The sequence below is a fragment of the Algibacter agarivorans genome (genome assembly GCF_039543245.1).
GTDB classification, from domain to species: domain Bacteria; phylum Bacteroidota; class Bacteroidia; order Flavobacteriales; family Flavobacteriaceae; genus Algibacter_G; species Algibacter_G agarivorans.
In genome coordinates, this window is record NZ_BAABJJ010000028.1 from 35,619 (window position 1) to 53,508 (window position 17,890).

Annotated in this window: 18 protein-coding genes and 1 tRNA gene; 5 read left to right on the plus strand and 14 right to left on the minus strand. The window is 32.9% G+C overall.

Annotation, left to right across the window (positions count from 1 at the left end; genetic code table 11):
* Positions 1-28 precede the first annotated feature (28 nt).
* Positions 29-102 (plus strand) — tRNA-Thr (locus tag ABD935_RS09135).
* Between the two features lie 63 nt (positions 103-165).
* Here the strand turns inward: ABD935_RS09135 and ABD935_RS09140 are convergent.
* The 3 genes from ABD935_RS09140 to ABD935_RS09150 all read right to left on the minus strand — a co-directional run bounded on the left by ABD935_RS09140 (position 166) and on the right by ABD935_RS09150 (position 3,326).
* Positions 166-870, minus strand: coding sequence for a DUF4369 domain-containing protein (locus ABD935_RS09140; protein ID WP_345191587.1), 705 nt, complete (start codon positions 868-870; stop codon positions 166-168).
* Between the two features lie 45 nt (positions 871-915).
* The gene (locus ABD935_RS09145; protein WP_345191588.1) at positions 916-2,226 is read right to left on the minus strand and encodes a DUF819 family protein; all 1,311 of its coding nucleotides are present in this window, start codon (positions 2,224-2,226) and stop codon (positions 916-918) included.
* Between the two features lie 506 nt (positions 2,227-2,732).
* Positions 2,733-3,326: an alpha-ketoglutarate-dependent dioxygenase AlkB family protein gene (locus tag ABD935_RS09150; RefSeq protein WP_345191589.1), complete on the minus strand. Its 594-nt coding sequence runs from the start codon at positions 3,324-3,326 to the stop codon at positions 2,733-2,735.
* 39 nt (positions 3,327-3,365) lie between these two features.
* Between ABD935_RS09150 and ABD935_RS09155 the strand changes: the two genes are divergently transcribed.
* Positions 3,366-4,031, plus strand: coding sequence for a M15 family metallopeptidase (locus ABD935_RS09155; RefSeq protein WP_345191590.1), 666 nt, complete (start codon positions 3,366-3,368; stop codon positions 4,029-4,031).
* A 63-nt stretch (positions 4,032-4,094) separates the two neighbouring features.
* Here the strand turns inward: ABD935_RS09155 and ABD935_RS09160 are convergent, their stop codons facing one another.
* The 3 genes from ABD935_RS09160 to ABD935_RS09170 form a co-directional block, all read right to left on the minus strand.
* Complete coding sequence (locus tag ABD935_RS09160; protein ID WP_345191592.1) at positions 4,095-5,336, minus strand: DEAD/DEAH box helicase; 1,242 nt, start codon at positions 5,334-5,336, stop codon at positions 4,095-4,097.
* 204 nt (positions 5,337-5,540) lie between these two features.
* Positions 5,541-6,176: an MOSC domain-containing protein gene (locus ABD935_RS09165; RefSeq protein ID WP_345191593.1), complete on the minus strand. Its 636-nt coding sequence runs from the start codon at positions 6,174-6,176 to the stop codon at positions 5,541-5,543.
* Positions 6,177-6,264: 88 nt separating this feature from the next.
* On the minus strand, positions 6,265-6,819 hold the full coding sequence (locus ABD935_RS09170) for a DUF2911 domain-containing protein (protein WP_345191594.1): 555 nt from the start codon (positions 6,817-6,819) through the stop codon (positions 6,265-6,267).
* Positions 6,820-7,381: 562 nt separating this feature from the next.
* Between ABD935_RS09170 and ABD935_RS09175 the strand changes: the two genes are divergently transcribed.
* From ABD935_RS09175 to ABD935_RS09185, 3 genes are read left to right on the plus strand one after another with little or no spacing between them, the layout of a single operon-like run.
* A complete protein-coding gene (locus tag ABD935_RS09175) occupies positions 7,382-7,933 on the plus strand; it encodes an RNA polymerase sigma factor (protein ID WP_345191595.1) in 552 nt (183 codons plus the stop codon).
* Positions 7,917-8,495: a hypothetical protein gene (locus ABD935_RS09180; protein WP_345191596.1), complete on the plus strand. Its 579-nt coding sequence runs from the start codon at positions 7,917-7,919 to the stop codon at positions 8,493-8,495. The genes ABD935_RS09175 and ABD935_RS09180 overlap by 17 nt, the downstream gene beginning before the upstream one ends.
* 12 nt (positions 8,496-8,507) lie before the next feature.
* Entirely contained in the window at positions 8,508-10,001 is a 1,494-nt protein-coding gene (locus ABD935_RS09185) for a DUF4097 family beta strand repeat-containing protein (RefSeq protein WP_345191597.1), read from the plus strand.
* A gap of 20 nt (positions 10,002-10,021) precedes the next feature.
* Here ABD935_RS09185 and miaA read toward each other — a convergent pair whose 3' ends face one another.
* From miaA to ABD935_RS09225, 8 genes are all read right to left on the minus strand, one after another.
* Positions 10,022-10,939: a tRNA (adenosine(37)-N6)-dimethylallyltransferase MiaA gene (gene miaA, locus ABD935_RS09190; protein ID WP_345191650.1), complete on the minus strand. Its 918-nt coding sequence runs from the start codon at positions 10,937-10,939 to the stop codon at positions 10,022-10,024.
* Between the two features lie 174 nt (positions 10,940-11,113).
* Positions 11,114-11,965 (minus strand): ion transporter, encoded by an 852-nt coding sequence (locus ABD935_RS09195; protein ID WP_345191599.1) that lies wholly within the window; start codon positions 11,963-11,965, stop codon positions 11,114-11,116.
* A 26-nt stretch (positions 11,966-11,991) separates the two neighbouring features.
* Positions 11,992-13,368 carry an exonuclease domain-containing protein gene (locus ABD935_RS09200; protein ID WP_345191651.1) on the minus strand — a complete coding sequence of 459 codons (1,377 nt, stop codon included), beginning with the start codon at positions 13,366-13,368 and terminating at the stop codon, positions 11,992-11,994.
* 108 nt (positions 13,369-13,476) lie between these two features.
* Positions 13,477-14,145 carry a YggS family pyridoxal phosphate-dependent enzyme gene (locus ABD935_RS09205; RefSeq protein ID WP_345191600.1) on the minus strand — a complete coding sequence of 223 codons (669 nt, stop codon included), beginning with the start codon at positions 14,143-14,145 and terminating at the stop codon, positions 13,477-13,479.
* A 117-nt stretch (positions 14,146-14,262) separates the two neighbouring features.
* Positions 14,263-15,501 carry a DUF1015 domain-containing protein gene (locus ABD935_RS09210; protein ID WP_345191601.1) on the minus strand — a complete coding sequence of 413 codons (1,239 nt, stop codon included), beginning with the start codon at positions 15,499-15,501 and terminating at the stop codon, positions 14,263-14,265.
* A gap of 109 nt (positions 15,502-15,610) precedes the next feature.
* Positions 15,611-16,501 (minus strand): 3-hydroxybutyryl-CoA dehydrogenase, encoded by an 891-nt coding sequence (locus tag ABD935_RS09215; protein ID WP_345191602.1) that lies wholly within the window; start codon positions 16,499-16,501, stop codon positions 15,611-15,613.
* A gap of 59 nt (positions 16,502-16,560) precedes the next feature.
* Positions 16,561-16,785: a hypothetical protein gene (locus ABD935_RS09220; protein WP_345191603.1), complete on the minus strand. Its 225-nt coding sequence runs from the start codon at positions 16,783-16,785 to the stop codon at positions 16,561-16,563.
* 46 nt (positions 16,786-16,831) lie between these two features.
* A complete protein-coding gene (locus tag ABD935_RS09225; protein WP_345191604.1) occupies positions 16,832-17,791 on the minus strand; it encodes a Gfo/Idh/MocA family protein in 960 nt (319 codons plus the stop codon).
* Between the last annotated feature and the right edge of the window lie 99 nt (positions 17,792-17,890).

Genomic DNA, 17,890 nt, shown 5'->3' on the forward strand with positions numbered 1-17,890 from the left:
TTGCGATTATATTTGCACCCACAAAAACGCCGATGTAGCTCAGCTGGCTAGAGCAGCTGATTTGTAATCAGCAGGTCGTGGGTTCGAGTCCCTCCATCGGCTCATAAAAAAAACCTCACTTAATGTGAGGTTTTTTTTTATGAGGATATTTTGTTATACCAATAATTAATTGGTTTTTTCGTTTTTCTTTATTTTCTCAATAAATAAGTTTAATTCTTTTCCATATTTAGACGCTCTAACTTTTGTAGTTAATGAATTGTTTATGGTGTCTAAGAATCTTACTTGTGCGTTGTATATTTCGGTAAGTGCCAAATAAGGAGCTACTTCACTATCTTTATTATTTAATGCAAAATTTACTGTATATAAGTATTTTCGTTTTAAAGCCCCGTCAGATTCTTTTAGGACAGCATTAAACTTTGCAGTATCGCCCTCTTTTTGAGCTTCAAAACTTTCTTTAATCAATTCTAGGTTTCGATTGTTTATTCTAGAAATAATAGCTCTGTATTCTTCTAGCTTTTTTTGCTGTTCTGAACCTTTTATTTTTGCATCAAAAACAAAGTTTTTCAGTGTTGTATTAATTTCTGTAATGCCTTTATCCGCAAAAAATGTAATTCTATCTTTTTCAGTACTATGCTTATCTAAATATAGATAGAAAACTTCAGGAGTATCTATAGGACTATGTAGCTCAAAAATGGAATTGCCATTTATAACCAGTGAGTCAATAGTTATTAGTGTGGTGTCTTTTATCTTTTTAAGATAAACGGTTCCTTTTTTTAATCCTTCTATATTGGCTTTTACAGTTAAGTCGTGTTGTTTCTCTCCACATGCCGCTAATAAAAAAGCAAGAAGTAAGAATGCTGTTTTTTTCATTTCTAAAATTTAAGAGCGTAAATATCTTAAAATTTTATTTAAAAGCTAGCTTGTTGCAGCTAATTCCATTAAAATAGTACAAGCAATTGCAGCTATGGTGCCTACGGCATAACCAAATACAGCTAGTAGAACACCAACCGTAGCTAATGAAGGATGAAATGCCGATGCAACAATTGGAGCAGATGCCGCACCTCCAACATTAGCTTGGCTACCAACGGCCAAAAAGAAATAAGGTGCTTTTATTAGTTTAGCTACGATAATTAAGAGCACAGCATGAATACTCATCCAAACAACACCTATGGCAATTAAGCCCACATTGTCGAAAATAAGAGTTAAATCCATTTTCATTCCGATTGAAGCGACTAGAATATATATAAATACACTACCAAATTTACTAGCTCCTGCACCTTCATAAGTTTTAGCTTTTGTAAATGACAATAAGATTGCAATTATCGTAGATGTGCTTATCATCCAAAAGAATTTTGAACTTAAAAAGGTAAAAATATTTCTAGTTGTTGGTGATTCTATGTTCGCAACAACATTATCAAAAAATGGACCTAAGAAGTTTGAGCATAAATGAGCAATACTTACTGTACCAAATGCAATGGCAGCAATAATCATTAAATCTGTTAAGCTAGGGTTACGTTTTACTTTTTCAGAAAAATCAGATACTTTTTCTTTTAACGCTTCTATTGATGATGTATCTGCTTTTAACCATTTATTGATACGTTCTCTTTTTCCTATTCCAATTAATAATAATGCCATCCAGATATTTGCAACCACGATATCAACAAACACCATGCCTCCATAAAGTTTTTGATTATAACCATATATTTCTAGCATAGCGGTTTGATTAGCACCACCACCAATCCAGCTACCCGCTAGAGTAGAAAGCCCTCTCCAAACAGCATCTGGACCAATTCCGCCAACAGTTTCAGGAGAAACCATAGAGATTAATAAAATCGCTATAGGGCCACCAATAATTATACCTATGGTTCCTGTAAAGAACATAATTAATGCTTTCCACCCTAAATTAAACACAGCTTTAAGGTCAATACTTAAAGTCATTAATACTAAAGCCGCAGGCAACAGATAACGACTAGATACATAATACAAATTAGAGCTGTGTGTAATGATTTCTCCAGATTTATTAGTAGTTTCCCATTCAGGAGCTATGAGCCCTAATGTTGTAAAACAAGCAGGAATCATGTACGCCATAAATAAACCAGGGACTATCTTATAAAATTTGTGCCAAAACCCCGATGTTCTCGATTCTGTATAAAAAATGAAACCAAGGGCAAGCATTAATAATCCAAAAACTATAGTATCGTCCGTAAATAAAGGTTGGTTTTGCATAAGTCAAATTTGTTGCTACAAAGTACCATAATAAAGAAAAAAAGAAAATAAAGATTTAATTCAGTTTGGCACGAGTATTGCTTTATACATTATGATTACATTCAAATAGAAAGTTTATTGAGTGGTTACTTTAAACTTATGAATTGTAATTCATATTTTGGTTGGTTAGTTAGTAAAAAAAGCATCTTATTTAAGGTGCTTTTTTTTATTTCTGACAATTTCTTTTTATTTATTTAGTCTGATATTAATGCATTTCATCGATAATACCGATAAGACTACATTTAAATGTTAAAATTTTAGGTATTTCATCGATTTTAAATGCATTTAATCGTTTAGATGTGTTTAATAATTCTATATTTGGAGTGTACTAAATAACACACTTTTTAGTTCAATGGATTAATTAATTAATATTTGCATTATGTTGTTAAAAATGGAAACCCCAAATCTAGCATCATAATATAAAAAGCAAATTGAAAAGAAGCCGAGTTTGAGGGAACTCGGCTTTTTTATGCAATAATTCTAAATGTTAAATTGATTCGTTTTCCAATATGTTTTTGTGTTTTTGGTATTTGATGAAGCCAGTATGCTTGTGTTTCTCCTTGCATCAATAAAAGACTTCCGTGCTGTAAAATGAGCTTTGTTTTTAGAGCGTTGTCAAACTTATGTTTAAAATGAAATATGCGTTCTGCGCCAAAAGAAACAGAAGCTATGATTGGACTTTCTCCTAACTCTTTTTCGTCATCAGCATGCCAACCATTGCTATCTTTTCCATCGCGATATAAATTGGCTAAACAACTAGTGAAATCTATATTTAAAGCTGTTTCAATGTTATTTTTAATTTTAAGTAAATCACCGCTAAAAGGATGTGGTTGCATAATAATATTACTATATTTATATTCATTCTTGTTGTTGGCATAAAATGCAGTTAAACGAGGTTGTAAATGTGTTTTTCCAAAAACGGTTATGGAATCTTGTTTCCAGTTCATTTGGCTTAATAAATTTTCAAAAAGTGTATCAGCTAAACTTTGATGGAAGAAATTTGGGTAATAAATCACATCAGCATCTTTCATTTTTAAATTTATGGGGCTTTCAAATAGCATATTCTTTTATTTTCTAAATTAGCGTAATTCAAAATAAGAATGAAGTATACTTTAATTTTTTTGGTCTGTTTAGTTTTTTCTAGTCTGTATGCTCAACTACCAAAAGGTTTTGTATATGTTGAAGATGTTATTCCTGATTTGGAAGTAGAGTTACGCTATTTTACTTCAAATAATTTTGTAGGTAAACCTATTGAAGGTTATTACTCTAATAAGCTTATTTTAACGAAGGAAACTGCAAATGCTTTAAAATTAGTTCATGAAGTATTACAAGAACAAAATTTGTGTTTAAAAGTTTATGATGGTTATAGACCGCAGCAGGCAGTAAATTATTTTGTACAATGGGCTAGGAAATTAGATGACACTATCAATAAACAAATATTTTATCCAAATGTTAAAAAGCGACATTTATTTAAAGCAGGATATATTGCTTCAAAATCAGGACATAGTAGAGGTAGCACCCTAGATTTAACAATAATAAACGGTAATACAGGTGAATCTCTAGATATGGGAAGCCCCTATGATTTTTTTGGAGAGGAATCTTGGGTTGACTTTGATATGATTACTGACAAACAGAAAGCAAATAGACAGTTGTTGCAATCTGTGATGTTGAAATTTGGATTTAGAAACTATCCTAAAGAATGGTGGCATTTTACACTTAAGGGTGAGCCATTTCCTAATACTTATTTTGATTTTCCATTAAAGTAAAAAACTGTTTTTCAAAAATGAAGAATAGTTTTAGATAGAATATTTAGGTTTCAAACTGCATATTTAATACCAACGCTTTTTCTTCTTCTTTGAAGCTTCGCTTTTTCGTCCTTTCCTGTGCTTACTTCCTGTTTTTTTAGAAGTATGAACAATTGGTTTTGCTTTTGGGTCTAAAGGGTAAGGATGTTCGTCAATAACATCTAATTGAAGCTGAATAAGTTGTTGTATGGTTTGCACATAACTTTTTTCATCAGCAGAACAAAATGAATAGGCCATACCATTTTTTCCAGCTCTAGCTGTTCTACCTATTCTATGCACATAGGTTTCTGGTACATTGGGTAAATCAAAATTTACGACTGCATCTAAATCATTAATATCAATACCTCTTGCTGCAACATCTGTAGCTATTAAAATATTGATGTCACCTTTTTTAAATTTATTTAAAGCATCTTGTCTTGCTGTCTGACTTTTATCGCCATGGATACTATCTGCTTTATAGCCATTTTTTAAAAGCGTTTTTTCAAGTTTATCTACACCAAATTTGGTTCGCCTAAAAATGATGATATGTCCTTTAATGGTATTTCGTAAGAGATGCAAACACAGTTCTATTTTATTCTTTTTAGGAACAAAGTACAGTAACTGATTTACATTTTTAGAGGTAGATGAATTAGTCGCCACTGCAACACGCTCAGGCGTATTTAAAATAGTATTTGCTAATTGCTCAACTTTATAAGGTATGGTTGCCGAAAACAATAATACTTGCTTTTCTTTGGTACATAAACGTTCTATTTTTTTTACATCATCAATAAAACCCATATCTAGCATTAAATCGGCTTCATCTAAAACCAGCATTTCAACATAATCAAGATTGATAATATCTTGCTTGTGTAAATCCAATAAGCGACCAGGAGTGGCTATTAAAATATCTATGCCTTTATTTAGAACGTCTTTTTGTGGTTCTATAGAAGTGCCACCATAAACAACTGTTGTTGTAAGGTTTGTGTAGGTGCTATAGGTTTTAAAATTATCCTCAATTTGTATGGCTAATTCTCGGGTAGGACTAACAATAAGAGCTTTAATTTTTTTTCCTTTTTTTGAAGCGTCTTGTCTGTCAAATAATAATTGTAAAATAGGCAGTGCAAATGCTGCTGTTTTACCAGTGCCCGTTTGTGCTGAAACTATAATATCTTTTTTATCTAAAACTAATGGGATTGTTTTTTCTTGAACCAAAGTTGGATTATCATATCCTGCTTCAGCTACAGCTCGTAATAAAGGTCTGTTTAATTTTAAGTCTTTGAATGACATTTAGAATAATTTGTGGCAAAGATATAACAAACCAAATCAACGTTACACCAAATGAATTTTTAAATAGTGAAGGTGAATTTGAATTATATTTTCTTTAGATAAGATAGAAAATATAAGCATAGTATGAGTTATGGGGCTACTTTCTATTGAAATATAAAGGAAATAGAAACGAATTTAACCCATTATTCAAAAGTTGATTTGGTGTTATTTTATATACTGTTTCAATTTGTCCCTTTTTCTTTGAGGCAAAGTATCATTCATTACCGCTTTTTCTAAAAGCTCTTGATTTTTGTTTTTAGCGAATAGTAAATTAAAAAGTTGTGCGGTAGTCAAGCTATTTTCTTTATGTTCAATACATTTGAAAGTATCACCCGTTTTTACGAGTCCTTCTTCTAAAATACGCACATAAGTTCCAGGGAAACCATGGGCAATAAATTGACTTAGAACATCTGATGTGCCAAACTTAACACCAAATTTAAAACAGGGCTCTCTAGGTTGGGTAACTTGCACTAAGGCATCGCCAATTTTGTATATATCACCAATATAGATTTGGGTTTCATCTAAATCAGAGACTGTTAAATTTTCACCAAACATGCCCCAATCCCAATCCAAATCGGGGTAAAGGTATTTCCAATATTGATAATGAACTTCAGAAAATAAATAACAGGCTTTAAATTTCCCACCATGCACGCTTCGGTCTGAAACTTCATCGCCTTTCACTTCTTCTGTTCCTAAATAAATAGGGCTGGTAGTAGGTGTTTTATAAATGCCTGTAGTAACTTCTTGCCCATTCCAAATAATGGTGGTTGGTTTTGCTATGTTGGTGGAAATTATTTTCAAGGTTTGTATAATGTTCTTGTTTTTTTAATGCATTTTTTTCTAAAAGAAATTCTTCAAAAAACGGTATACGGATACGGTGACAGAAAACTTATTTTAATGGCACAGCAACTTTTACAACATCCCAAGCCATGGTTAAATAGAGGTTATCTGTAGAATTATCAAAAGCAATGGTAAACTGTTCTACGGGGCGTTTTAGTTTTTGTACAGGCACTTGAATGTTTATAACATCGTAGTTAGGGTCCCACATAGGTTTCATTTCTGCGTTTACACCCCATGAATATTGCTTCGAATTAAATATAACAGTCCAAACGGAATCCTTTGGTACCGTCCATAATGTATATTTTCCAGGAGCCAGTGGTACACCTTTTACCTCAAGAGTTCTGTTGGTCTCAAAAGTGGTGGCTTCATTGGCGCCTGTCCGCCAGACTTGATTAAAAGGGACTAAAGCACCAAAAATTTCTCTATCTTTTTTGAATGGTCTATTGTAGAATACTTTAAGCTTTAAATCATTGAGTTTAAATTCTACGGTGTCTTTTGGGCTTAATCGCTTTGCGAAAATATTTTCAATAAAAACAGAATATAAAAATAGCCCTAAAGCTATTATAGATAAAAGAATTAAGATACGTTTTAAAAAGGTATTCATACAGAGCAATTTATAAGGGTCAAAGATACTTTAAAAAGTAATAATTTATAAAATACAAACGTAGATTTATTTAGCTTTGTTGTGGAGAAGACAAGAGACAGATGGTTGTGAGTTTTGAGTAATTAGTTATGAGTGGTGCCCTCTTGAGAGAATCTTAGGGGTGTTTTTAATAAATGATGAATTTAATAACTGAAAAACGGTCAACTCTATATAGGGTTATACAGGATGCAAACTGCAACTGAAAACTAAAGATTGCTTACTTTGCTGTTTTTTTTCGCGCAAAGTTGCCAAGACGCTTAGGATTGCTCGATTTAATAATGAAAAAATTCTGTTATTTTTACTGAGACTGAGACTGAGACTATGATTGAAAACTGAAGATTGCGGGCTAACGCGCGTAAGGGATAGTAATGGAAAGCCCGCAGGAACGAGGACTTGTAGTGGATAGCCCGACCTGTAGGGTAACGCCCAAATTTTAATCTGAAAAAAATATTAACTTTTTGCAACACTTCATTTTTTTTATCGTCTTTAAAATGAGCTAACTTAAACCAAAAGTAGAATCAGCATGTTTAAAGTTGACATTATAGAACAATGTAAACAGAACAATCGGAAAGCACAATTGCAGTTATACAACCAGTACTGCGACGGGATGTATATTGTTGCTAAACGATTTTTAAAGGATGCTGTAGATGCTGAAGATGTTGTACAAGAAGCTTTCATTAAGGCTTTTACTAAACTACATCAATATAAAGCAGAGGTTACTTTTGGTGCTTGGTTAAAACGTATTGTTGTTAATAAATGTATTGACTTTTTAAAATCTAAGAAACATCAACTTGTTGAATTAGATGAGGTGCACCTTAAAGTAGTCGATACGGATAAAGACGACAAATGGTTAGTAGATGATGCCATCACATTAAATGAAGTTAAAAATGCTATCAATACATTACCGGACAAGTACCAATATGTTGTGATGCTGTATTTAATTGAAGGGTACGACCATCAAGAAATTTCGGAGATTCTAGATATTTCTGAAGTAGCATCGCGCACGCAATTATCAAGAGGTAAAGGGAAATTAAAAGAACTGTTAACACTTAAAAAAAATGGCACGAGATATTAGAGCGTTATTTAAGGATGACAACATAACGAACGAGAAAATGCCTAAAAACCATCAAGAACGATTTCTTGATAAGTTAGATGAAGCATTGCCAGCAGTAAAACGCAGAACATTTAGTTGGATGCAAATTGCTGCAAGTGTGGTCGTGTTTTTGGGATTGAGTTTTGGGGCTTTTAAATATTTTCAGTCACAAGTAAGAGATTTACCAACAACGGTTGCAACTACGAATACCTTGGAAACAAAAACTTTGGGAGATGTTTCACCAGGATTAAAAAAGGTGGAAGATTATTATTTGGCAAGTATAAACTTAGAATTGTCTAAAATTAAATATACACCAGAAACCAAAGAGTTGTTTGATGGGTATTTGGCGCAATTAGATGAACTTGATAAGGAATATAAACGCTTATCGGTTGAGTTAACAGAATCTGGACCGTCTGAATTAACGGTAAATGCCCTTATAGATAATTTAAAATTTCGTTTAAATCTGTTGTATCGTTTAAGAACACAATTAAAACAATTAAATATTTCTGATGCTAATGCTGAAGGAGTAAAACAATCCATCTAAAAAAATCAAAAAATGAACAAGACAATCATAAAATTGAAACTGTTGGGTTTATGTTTTCTTATAACAGGAAGCTTAATGGCCCAACAAAAATTGACCAAAGTATCGCAATCTATTAAAGTGAATAAGGATGTAACTATTGATTTAAACACCAGTCATTGCAATATTGTATTCGATACTTGGAATAAGGATACTGTTGAAATTGAAGCTTATATAGAAGGCGAAAAATTAAGTAAGGAGGAACTTGAAAATGCTTTAAAATCTTGGGGAGTAGATATTGATGCTACTAAAGATTTGGTTTCCATTAGAACCAAAGGCAGTGGCTCTAAAACTTGGGTTTATAGAACCGATGGGCATGATGAAGCTGATATGGTTGGTGCTGTATTGAGAGAGTTAAAATATGAATTGGCAGAACTACCAGAAATGCCAGAGATGCCAGAATTACCTGAAATGCCTGAAATGCCAGAATTACCAGAATTGCCTGAAGGTGTTAACAATATTCAATTTGATTATAAAGCCTATAAAAAAGATGGTGAAAAGTATTTAGAGAAGTATACTGAAAAATTTGAATCTAGATATGGAAAAGATTATGCCAAGAAAATGGAAGCTTGGGGAGACAAGTTTGGTAAAGAATGGGGTGAGAAGTATGGAAAGCAAATGGAAGCGTGGGGAGAGAAATTTGGAGAAGAATGGGGTGAAGAATTTGGAGAACACATGGAAGCTTGGGGGGAGCGTTTTGCTAAACAAATGGAAGGTCAAGCTGAGCGCATAGAAGCACAAGCAGAAAGAATGGCTGCTCAAACAGAACGTGTAAAAGCACATAAAGAGCATACTAAAGCCCATAAAGAACACGCGAAAGAACGTTCCATATTAATTAAGGAACGCCGAGAAAAAATAAGTGATTTGCTAGATGGAAATTCCAACCCCAATATTAAAAAAACCATTAAAATCAAAATACCTAAAAAGGCAAAAATAAAGGTTAATGTTAGGCATGGCGAAATAGAGTTTGCCGCAAATATTGATGATTTAAAAGCGGATTTATCACACACCAAGTTTACAGCTTATAGCATTAATGGAAGTTCTACTTCCATTAATGCTTCATATTCGCCAGTTTTTGTAACCCATTGGAATTTGGGTGAACTGAATTTAAATTATGTTAAAAATGCTGAATTGGAACATGTAGCTCATTTAGTTTTAAACGCTATATCTTCTAAGGTTGATATAGAAAACCTAACAGGAAGCGCCGTTGTTGATGGCAATATTGGTGATATAGGAATTTATAATATAGCAGATTCTTTTAATAATTTGAATATCATTCTTCAGAATAGTAATGCTGTTATTACGTTCCCTAAAGTAGATTGTAATGTGCAGTATAAAGGCACACACTCTCGTTTGTCTCATCCCAAGAATTCTTCAAAAGAAAACCCCACTAATTTTTCAACAGGAAATTTAGCTAGTGGTAAAAGTATTGTTGTAAATGCCAAGTATAGCCATGTGGTTATGCAGTAAATTGAGTTATTATATTTTTTTTATTCTCGTGTTTTTTTGTTGATAGATTCAACAATAGCTTCTAAATCGCTTAAGTAATCAAACCAAAGTGTTTCTTCATTCTTTTTAAACCAAGTGAGTTGACGTTTTGCAAAGCGGCGGCTATTCTTTTTGATTTCTGAAATGGCAAAATCTAGTTCCCATTCGCCGTTTAGATAATGGAATAACTCTTTATAGCCAACAGTATTTAATGCGTTTAAATTTTTATTAGGAAGTAACTTTTTAACTTCTTCTAATAAGCCTTCTTGCATCATAATATCTACACGCTGGTTGATGCGATTGTATATTAGTTCTCTTTCGGCGGTTAATCCAATGGTTATAGTTTTAAAGTGACGCTTTTCTTTGCCTTTGTTTAAAAAAGAGGAATAGGGTTTGCCAGTGCCCATACAAATTTCTAAAGCCCGTATAACCCGATGTGGATTATCTACAGCAATGGTGTTATATGAAATTGGGTCTAGAGTCTGTAATTGTTCTTGAAGCGATTCTATCCCTTTTGTTTCTAATGCTTTGTTTAGTTTTTTACGGATGTCTGAATCTACTTCAGGAAAATGGTCTAAACCTTTTGTTACAGCATCAACGTATAATCCTGAGCCTCCAACCATAATAACCACATCTTGCTCTTTAAATAAGTCATTTAAACATGTTAAAGCATCTTTTTCGAAAGCACCGACATTGTAATTTTCTTTTATAGATTTATGATGAATAAAATGGTGTTTTGCTGCTGCTAGTTCTTCTTTTGTTGGTGCAGCAGTTCCAATTTGCATCTCTTTAAAAAACTGTCGAGAATCTGCCGAAATAATTTCGGTATTAAAGTGTTGCGCTAGTTTTATACTTAGTGCTGTTTTTCCTATGGCCGTTGGACCAATGATAGATATAAGATATTTTGTGTTTGAGTTTATAATGTGATGTATTTATTTGGTAAAGTTAATTTGAATATATGATTAAACAAACTTTAGGTTGTAACTGATTTTTGCGGATATACGCGTTAAGGATTGAACGGCATGTCTGAGCTCCCCGACGTTAGGAGGGAGCGAGTAGTGAAAGCCTGACCCTTGTGGTAACGCCCAAAAAAATCAATCATATAGCTTTTCGCCACAATTGTAGCAGTAACCAGATTTATCCTTATGGTTCTCTGCTAAACAATTTTCGCAAGATTGTGAATTTAACGACACATTTTCACTGGGATGTGAACTTTTGTCTTTTTTATTTTGAGCAGTATATTCTGCCGATACAATGCCTGTTGGAACTGCTATGATACCATAACCTAAAATCATGACAAGAGACGCTATAAACTGACCTAAAGGTGTTTGTGGTGCAATGTCGCCAAAACCAACAGTGGTAAGCGTTACAATACACCAATATACACTTTTTGGGATGTTGGTAAATCCGTTTTCTTCGCCCTCAACTAGATACATAATGGTTCCTAGGATGATGGCGACGATGATAACGGCAAAAAGGAATACTGAAATTTTTGCGCGACTTGCTTTTAATGCAGTTACTAAATTGTTTGAAGCACCAAGGTAACGTGCCAGTTTTAGTATTCTGAAAATACGTAGCAAACGCAAAGCACGTAAGGCGGCAAGCGCATGTACGCCTCCAAATATTAATGAGATATATTTGGGAATAGTGGATAGTAAGTCTATCACACCATAAAAACTTGTAATATATTTTATGGGCTTTTTTACGGTAATAATTCTAGCTATATATTCTATAGTAAAAAGAATGGTAATGACCCACTCTGAGATATTTAAAAAATTATGGTAATTTTTGTCTATACTATTAACGCTCTCCAACATAACCAATAGTATACTTGCAATAATGGCTATAAATAAAACAACATCAAAAAGTTTTCCAGTAGGCGTGTCTGCTTCATAAATAATATCATGAAGTTTTGATTTCCAATGTTTTTTTGATGCGTTGTTCATGTATTCAAAAGTAATGAAAAGATTAATTACTTTTCTGAACTATCTAATTCAACGATTTTTAATCGTTTATTTCTACGGAGATAACTTTGGATGATATGCTGTGTATCTCTATTGTTTTGCATTGGGGTTATTATAGATTCTAAAACCTCAATATTATTTATTTGATAATTTAAATTGAAGAAACCTAAACCTTTAAAGACGCCATTTTCTATCAAAATCGCGCTACGTTCATCTACTTCGCGACCTCTATCAATAATGACCATGTTTTTATTAGAATAGCTGTTTTTTGTTATAAGTGCTTCTACACGTTTGTTGTACAATTCTGAAGACTCTTTTTGAATACAAGCACCTTCGCAGCTTTTTATGTCGTAATTAAAACAACTTGTTTTAGTTTTATAAAGTCCCGTTAGTTTTTGGCACAAATTAAAATCTTCAACAGCTTTGGTAATAAAACTTTTTCCACTTTGGCGATTACTGAACGTTGTTATCGGCTTTTTTCGTCCATCTGCAATATCAATTTGTAAGTTGAGATAGTCTTCTTCATCTCTAAAACTATATAAAGCATGCGTAAATATGGAGCGACGCAACGCTCGGTTAAATTTAGGCTTTACGCGTTTTATTTCTTCACTTTCTTTTAGAAGCGCAACTAATTCGCTACCAGTAGCTTCGTAAGTAACAGTGGTTACTTGATCTTGTATTTTTTTAGATTTAGCATTAGTACCAGTAAAATGTTGATTGATGCGTTTTTTTATATTATTGCTTTTTCCTATATAAATAATATCGCCATCAGCTTTGTGAATATAATATACTCCAGTTATAGAGGGCAATTCTGCTACAATGTCTATGTGTCTAGGCTCTAATTGATGTTTTGGATTTAATCGGATGGATTGTTGGATAATACTTTTGGTGGTATCTTTATCCAACAACATTTTAAACAATTTTACTGTTGCTAAAGCGTCGCCTGAAGCCCGATGTCTGTCGGTTACAGGAATTCCAAGAGAGCGGACTAATTTGCCCAAGCTATATGAAGGTTGGTCAGGAATTAGATCTTTAGAAAGTTCTACGGTACAAAGTGATTTACGTTCAAATTCAAACCCTAAACGTCTAAATTCGGTGCATAAAATTCGGTAATCAAATTGGGCGTTGTGTGCCACTAAAATACATTCAGCTGTAATTTCTACAATGCGTTTTGCAACCTCGTAAAATTTAGGTGCATTACGTAACATATTGCTATTTATGCCAGTTAGATTGACTACAAAAGGTTGAATGTCTCGTTCTGGATTTATGAGGCTTATAAATTGATCGACAACCTCATGGCCATCATATTTGTAAATCGCAATTTCAGTAATGCCTTCTTCATTGTATTTACCTCCAGTGGTTTCTATGTCTAGTATTGCGTAAATGGTATGCTGTTCTTTTGTTTATTGTTATGACAAAACTTTTTTGAAAAGTCGTGGAAATCTGTTCTTTTTGATGCCGTTGCCACCTCGTTGCTCTTCTCGTTATGCCTTTTAATTATAATTCCGTGACCCAAATATACTACTTCCTACTCGAATCATGGTACTCCCACAATCAATTGCTAATGGGTAATCACCACTCATGCCCATGGAAATGGTTTGTAGCTTGCAGTTTGCGGTATTCAGTGGTTTTAAGATGTTAAAAGTAGATTTTAATAATTCAAATTCTTGTTTTATCTGAACTTTATTATCTGTAAAAGTAGCCATGCCCATAACGCCAGTTATTCTAATATTCTTTAATCCCGAAAAGTCTTTAGAATGAATTATTTCTGAAGCTTCACTTGGAGTCATTCCGAATTTAGAATCTTCTGAACCTATTTTAATCTGAAGTAAACAATCTATAATTCTATCGTGTTTTTTTGCTTGCTTATTTATTTCTTTTAATAATTTGAAATTGTCTACACCATGAATTAGCGAAACAAACGACGCCATGTATTTTACTTTATTACGTTGTACATGCCCTATCATGTGCCATTCAATATCTTTTGGCATGTCCTCATGTTTCTCAGCCATTTCTTGGATTTTATTTTCACCAAAAATACGCTGACCAGCATGGTAAGCTTCCATGATATCGCTAACTGGTTTAGTTTTTGAGACCGCTACAAGCGTAACGTGTTCTGGGATGGAAGATTTTATGTTTTTTAGGTTTTCTTGTATGCTCATTGTTATTTGTTAAGTTGTTATTTGTTTATTTGTAAGCTCTAAACGACTTAACAGCTAAACGAAAAATCATGCACTATTTAATGAGATACTGAAACAAGTTCAGTATGACAAAACGTGTCAAAATTCATAAATAGTTATACCACTTCGTAATTTAGGTTCAATAAATGTGCTTTTAGGCGGCATGGTTAATCCTTCATCTGCTATAGCTTTTATTTCTTCAATGGTAATTGGGACTAATCCAAAACCAACAGCATATTCACCATAATCAACTTTACTTTTTACGGTTACTAAATCGTTTTTACCATAGGAATAATTTATACGGTTATCCTTGCGTAAATCTGAAATTCCTAAAATGGGTTTTAATATGGTTTTGTAAAGAATTTGAGTATCTAAAGCATCCAATGCGTTATTGAATTTATAGTTGCTTTTTCTTAAGTATAATGAATAAAACTCACCATCAAGATACATGCTAAAATGATGTTTTTTATTAGGTTTATATAGGTCTAAACCTCTGTTTTCAATGCGAAACATAGTGTCTAGTCTTATTAAAAAAGCCTCTTTTGATAAGCCGTTTAAATCTTTTACCAGCCTGTTGAACTCATGAATTTTTAAATCAGATTCTGGAATTAAATAACTCATAAAATAGTTGTAAGGCTCTTTTCCTGTGTGTAATTTGTTTTCAGATTTTAATTCTTCTGAAAGCAAATAAGACGATGCTGATCTGTGATGCCCATCTGCAATATAAATGGTCTTAATGGTTTCAAATTCTTCTTGAATAGTTTCAATAGATTTAATATCATCAATGATCCATAAATAATGTGTATCTCTAAAATGTGTGGTAAATTCAAATTCTGCACGTTCTTTTTGAACTTTGGAAATAATATTAGCAATGATATCGTTATCAGGATAGGTAAGAAGCACAGGTTCTGCATTAAAGCCAACTGTTTTTAAATAGTTTTTAAAAATGGTTTCACGACATTCAATAGTGTCTTCGTGTTTTTTGATAATATCGTTTTTGTAATCTTCGGTGCTTGTAGCGGCAATAATACCGGAAAATACGTTGCCATTACGATTTACAATTTTATAAACATAATAATTCGCTGTTTTGTCTTGGATGAAAATATGGTCTTCTTTAAATTCTAAATACCGATTTCTAACTAAGTTGTAGCGTTCTTTTCCATTAACCTGTTTATCATATTTATAGCCTGGGTTTATGATATGTAAAAATGAAAACGGATTATAATTCAAGCGAGCTTCCAATTCATCTTGCGTATAACTTTGATAGGAACGAGAAGCCACCAAACTGACTTTGTCTCGTGTGGGCCTTACTGCTTTAAACGGAATTACTGTAGCCATATTATAGAACTTGTCATTACGAGGAGTTTTGCGACGTGGTAATCTGTTTCTTTATAATGAGATTGCCACATCACAAAAAAAATGTGATTCGCAATGACGAATATTTTTTTTACTTTAAAAACTGTTTAGCAACGTTTTCTGCTTTTCTGTTTTCTGAATAATCATAAAAACCTTCTCCAGATTTTATACCTAATTTACCTGCTCTAACCATATTTACCAATAAAGGGCAAGGCGCGTATTTAGGGTTTTTAAAACCATCATGCATCACGTTTAGAATAGACAAACAAACGTCTAATCCAATAAAATCCGCTAATTGTAAAGGTCCCATAGGGTGCGCCATACCTAGCATCATTACAGTATCAATTTCTTGAACACCAGCAACACCATTGTAAAGTGTTTCTATAGATTCATTGATCATGGGCATTAAAATACGATTGGCAACAAACCCTGGGTAGTCATTAGCTTCAACAGGAACTTTTCCTAAAGTTTTAGAAAGGATCATAATGGTATTTGTAACGGCATCGGTGGTATTGTAACCGCGAATAATTTCTACCAATTTCATTATCGGAACAGGATTCATAAAATGCATGCCAATAACTTTGTCAGGCCTAGAAGTAACAGCAGCAATTTGAGTAATAGAAATAGAGGAGGTGTTTGTTGCTAGAATAGTGTCATTATTGCAAGCTTCATCTAATTGCTTAAAGATATTGAGTTTTAAATCGATGTTTTCTGTAGCTGCTTCAACTACCAAATCAACACCTTTAACACCGTTTCTAATTGATGTAAGCGTCGTAATATTTGCCAAAGTTTCTGCTTTGTCTGCTTCAGAGATTTTTTCTTTAGCAATCATTCTGTCTAAATTTTTAGCAATGGTTGCCATTCCTTTTTCTAAAGACGCTTCACTTATATCTATAAGATTAACATTAAATCCACTTTGCGCAAACGTATGAGCAATGCCATTTCCCATAGTACCTGCTCCAATTACGGCAATATTTTTCATTGAATTATATTTTTTCATTCCCTTGAAGAAGGGAATCTTTTATCATGTTTTTAAAACTTCTAAAAAGTCAAAATATTTGCCGAATTTAAAAGAAAAATGATTAGAACTGTAAGTCCACCAGAAATCATTAATGCACCTGTCCAATAAAAAGTTCGCGTTCCCCATTGTGTCCACATCTTTTTACCATATTCTTTTTTTGCATAACCTCTAGTAAGCTTCCAATAAAGAAAAGTGATTACTAAAAAAATCAATATGGTTATTCCTATTGCCCAAATTTTTTCCATGTGCCGATTTTTTAGTTTACATGTTCTTAATTGTTTTCAGCTTTATTTAAAAACAACCAATTATCTGTGTAGCAACACGTAATGCTTCGGTGCCATCATGTAGCGTTACAACGGGTGTGGTATTGTTATTTATAGAATCTGCAAAAGTTTCTAATTCATCTAAAATAGAATTGTTGTCTGGTACAGGTGGGTTATCAAAATAAATCTGTTTTTTAACGCCTTCAGCATTTTGTAAAATCATATCAAAATCTCCTGGGTTTTGTGGCGCATCTTTCATTTTTACAACTTCACATTTTTTTTCTAAAAAATCAACAGAAATATAAGCGTCCTTTTGAAAGAAACGTGCTTTACGCATTTTTTTAAGTGAAATTCTACTAGCCGTTAGGTTTGCCACACAGCCATTTTCAAACTCTAATCTAGCATTGGCAATATCTGGAGTATCGCTAATAACGGCAACACCACTAGCTGAAACATTTTTAACTTTAGATTTTACGATACTCAAAATAATATCAATATCATGAATCATTAAATCTAAAACCACAGGCACATCTGTTCCTCTTGGATTAAATTCTGCCAAACGATGTGTTTCAATAAACATAGGAGATTTAATATCGTCTTTAACCGCTAAAAATGCTGGATTAAAACGCTCAACGTGTCCTACTTGCCCACGTAAATTATGTTCAGATAGAAGTTCTCTAATATGTTCAGCTTCTTCTACCGTATTGGTAATAGGTTTTTCAATAAAAATGTGCTTGCCTTTGGAAATAGCTTGTTTTGCACAATCATAATGAGAAAGCGTTGGCGTTACAATGTCAACCATATCAACAGCATCAATAAGTGATTCGATAGAATTGAAAAATTTATATCCAAATTCAGATTCGACTTTCTTACCGTTAGTTTCATCAGCATCATAAAACCCAACGAGGTCATATTTTTCCGATTGATTAAGAAGTCTTAAATGAATTTTTCCTAAGTGACCAGCACCAAGTACACCTGCTTTCAGCATAATTTTACGTTTTAAACAAAAATAGCATTAATAATGCTAATTTTTCACATTAAAAATAGGAAAATTAATTTCTAAAGAAATTGTTTCAAGCTTAAAAAT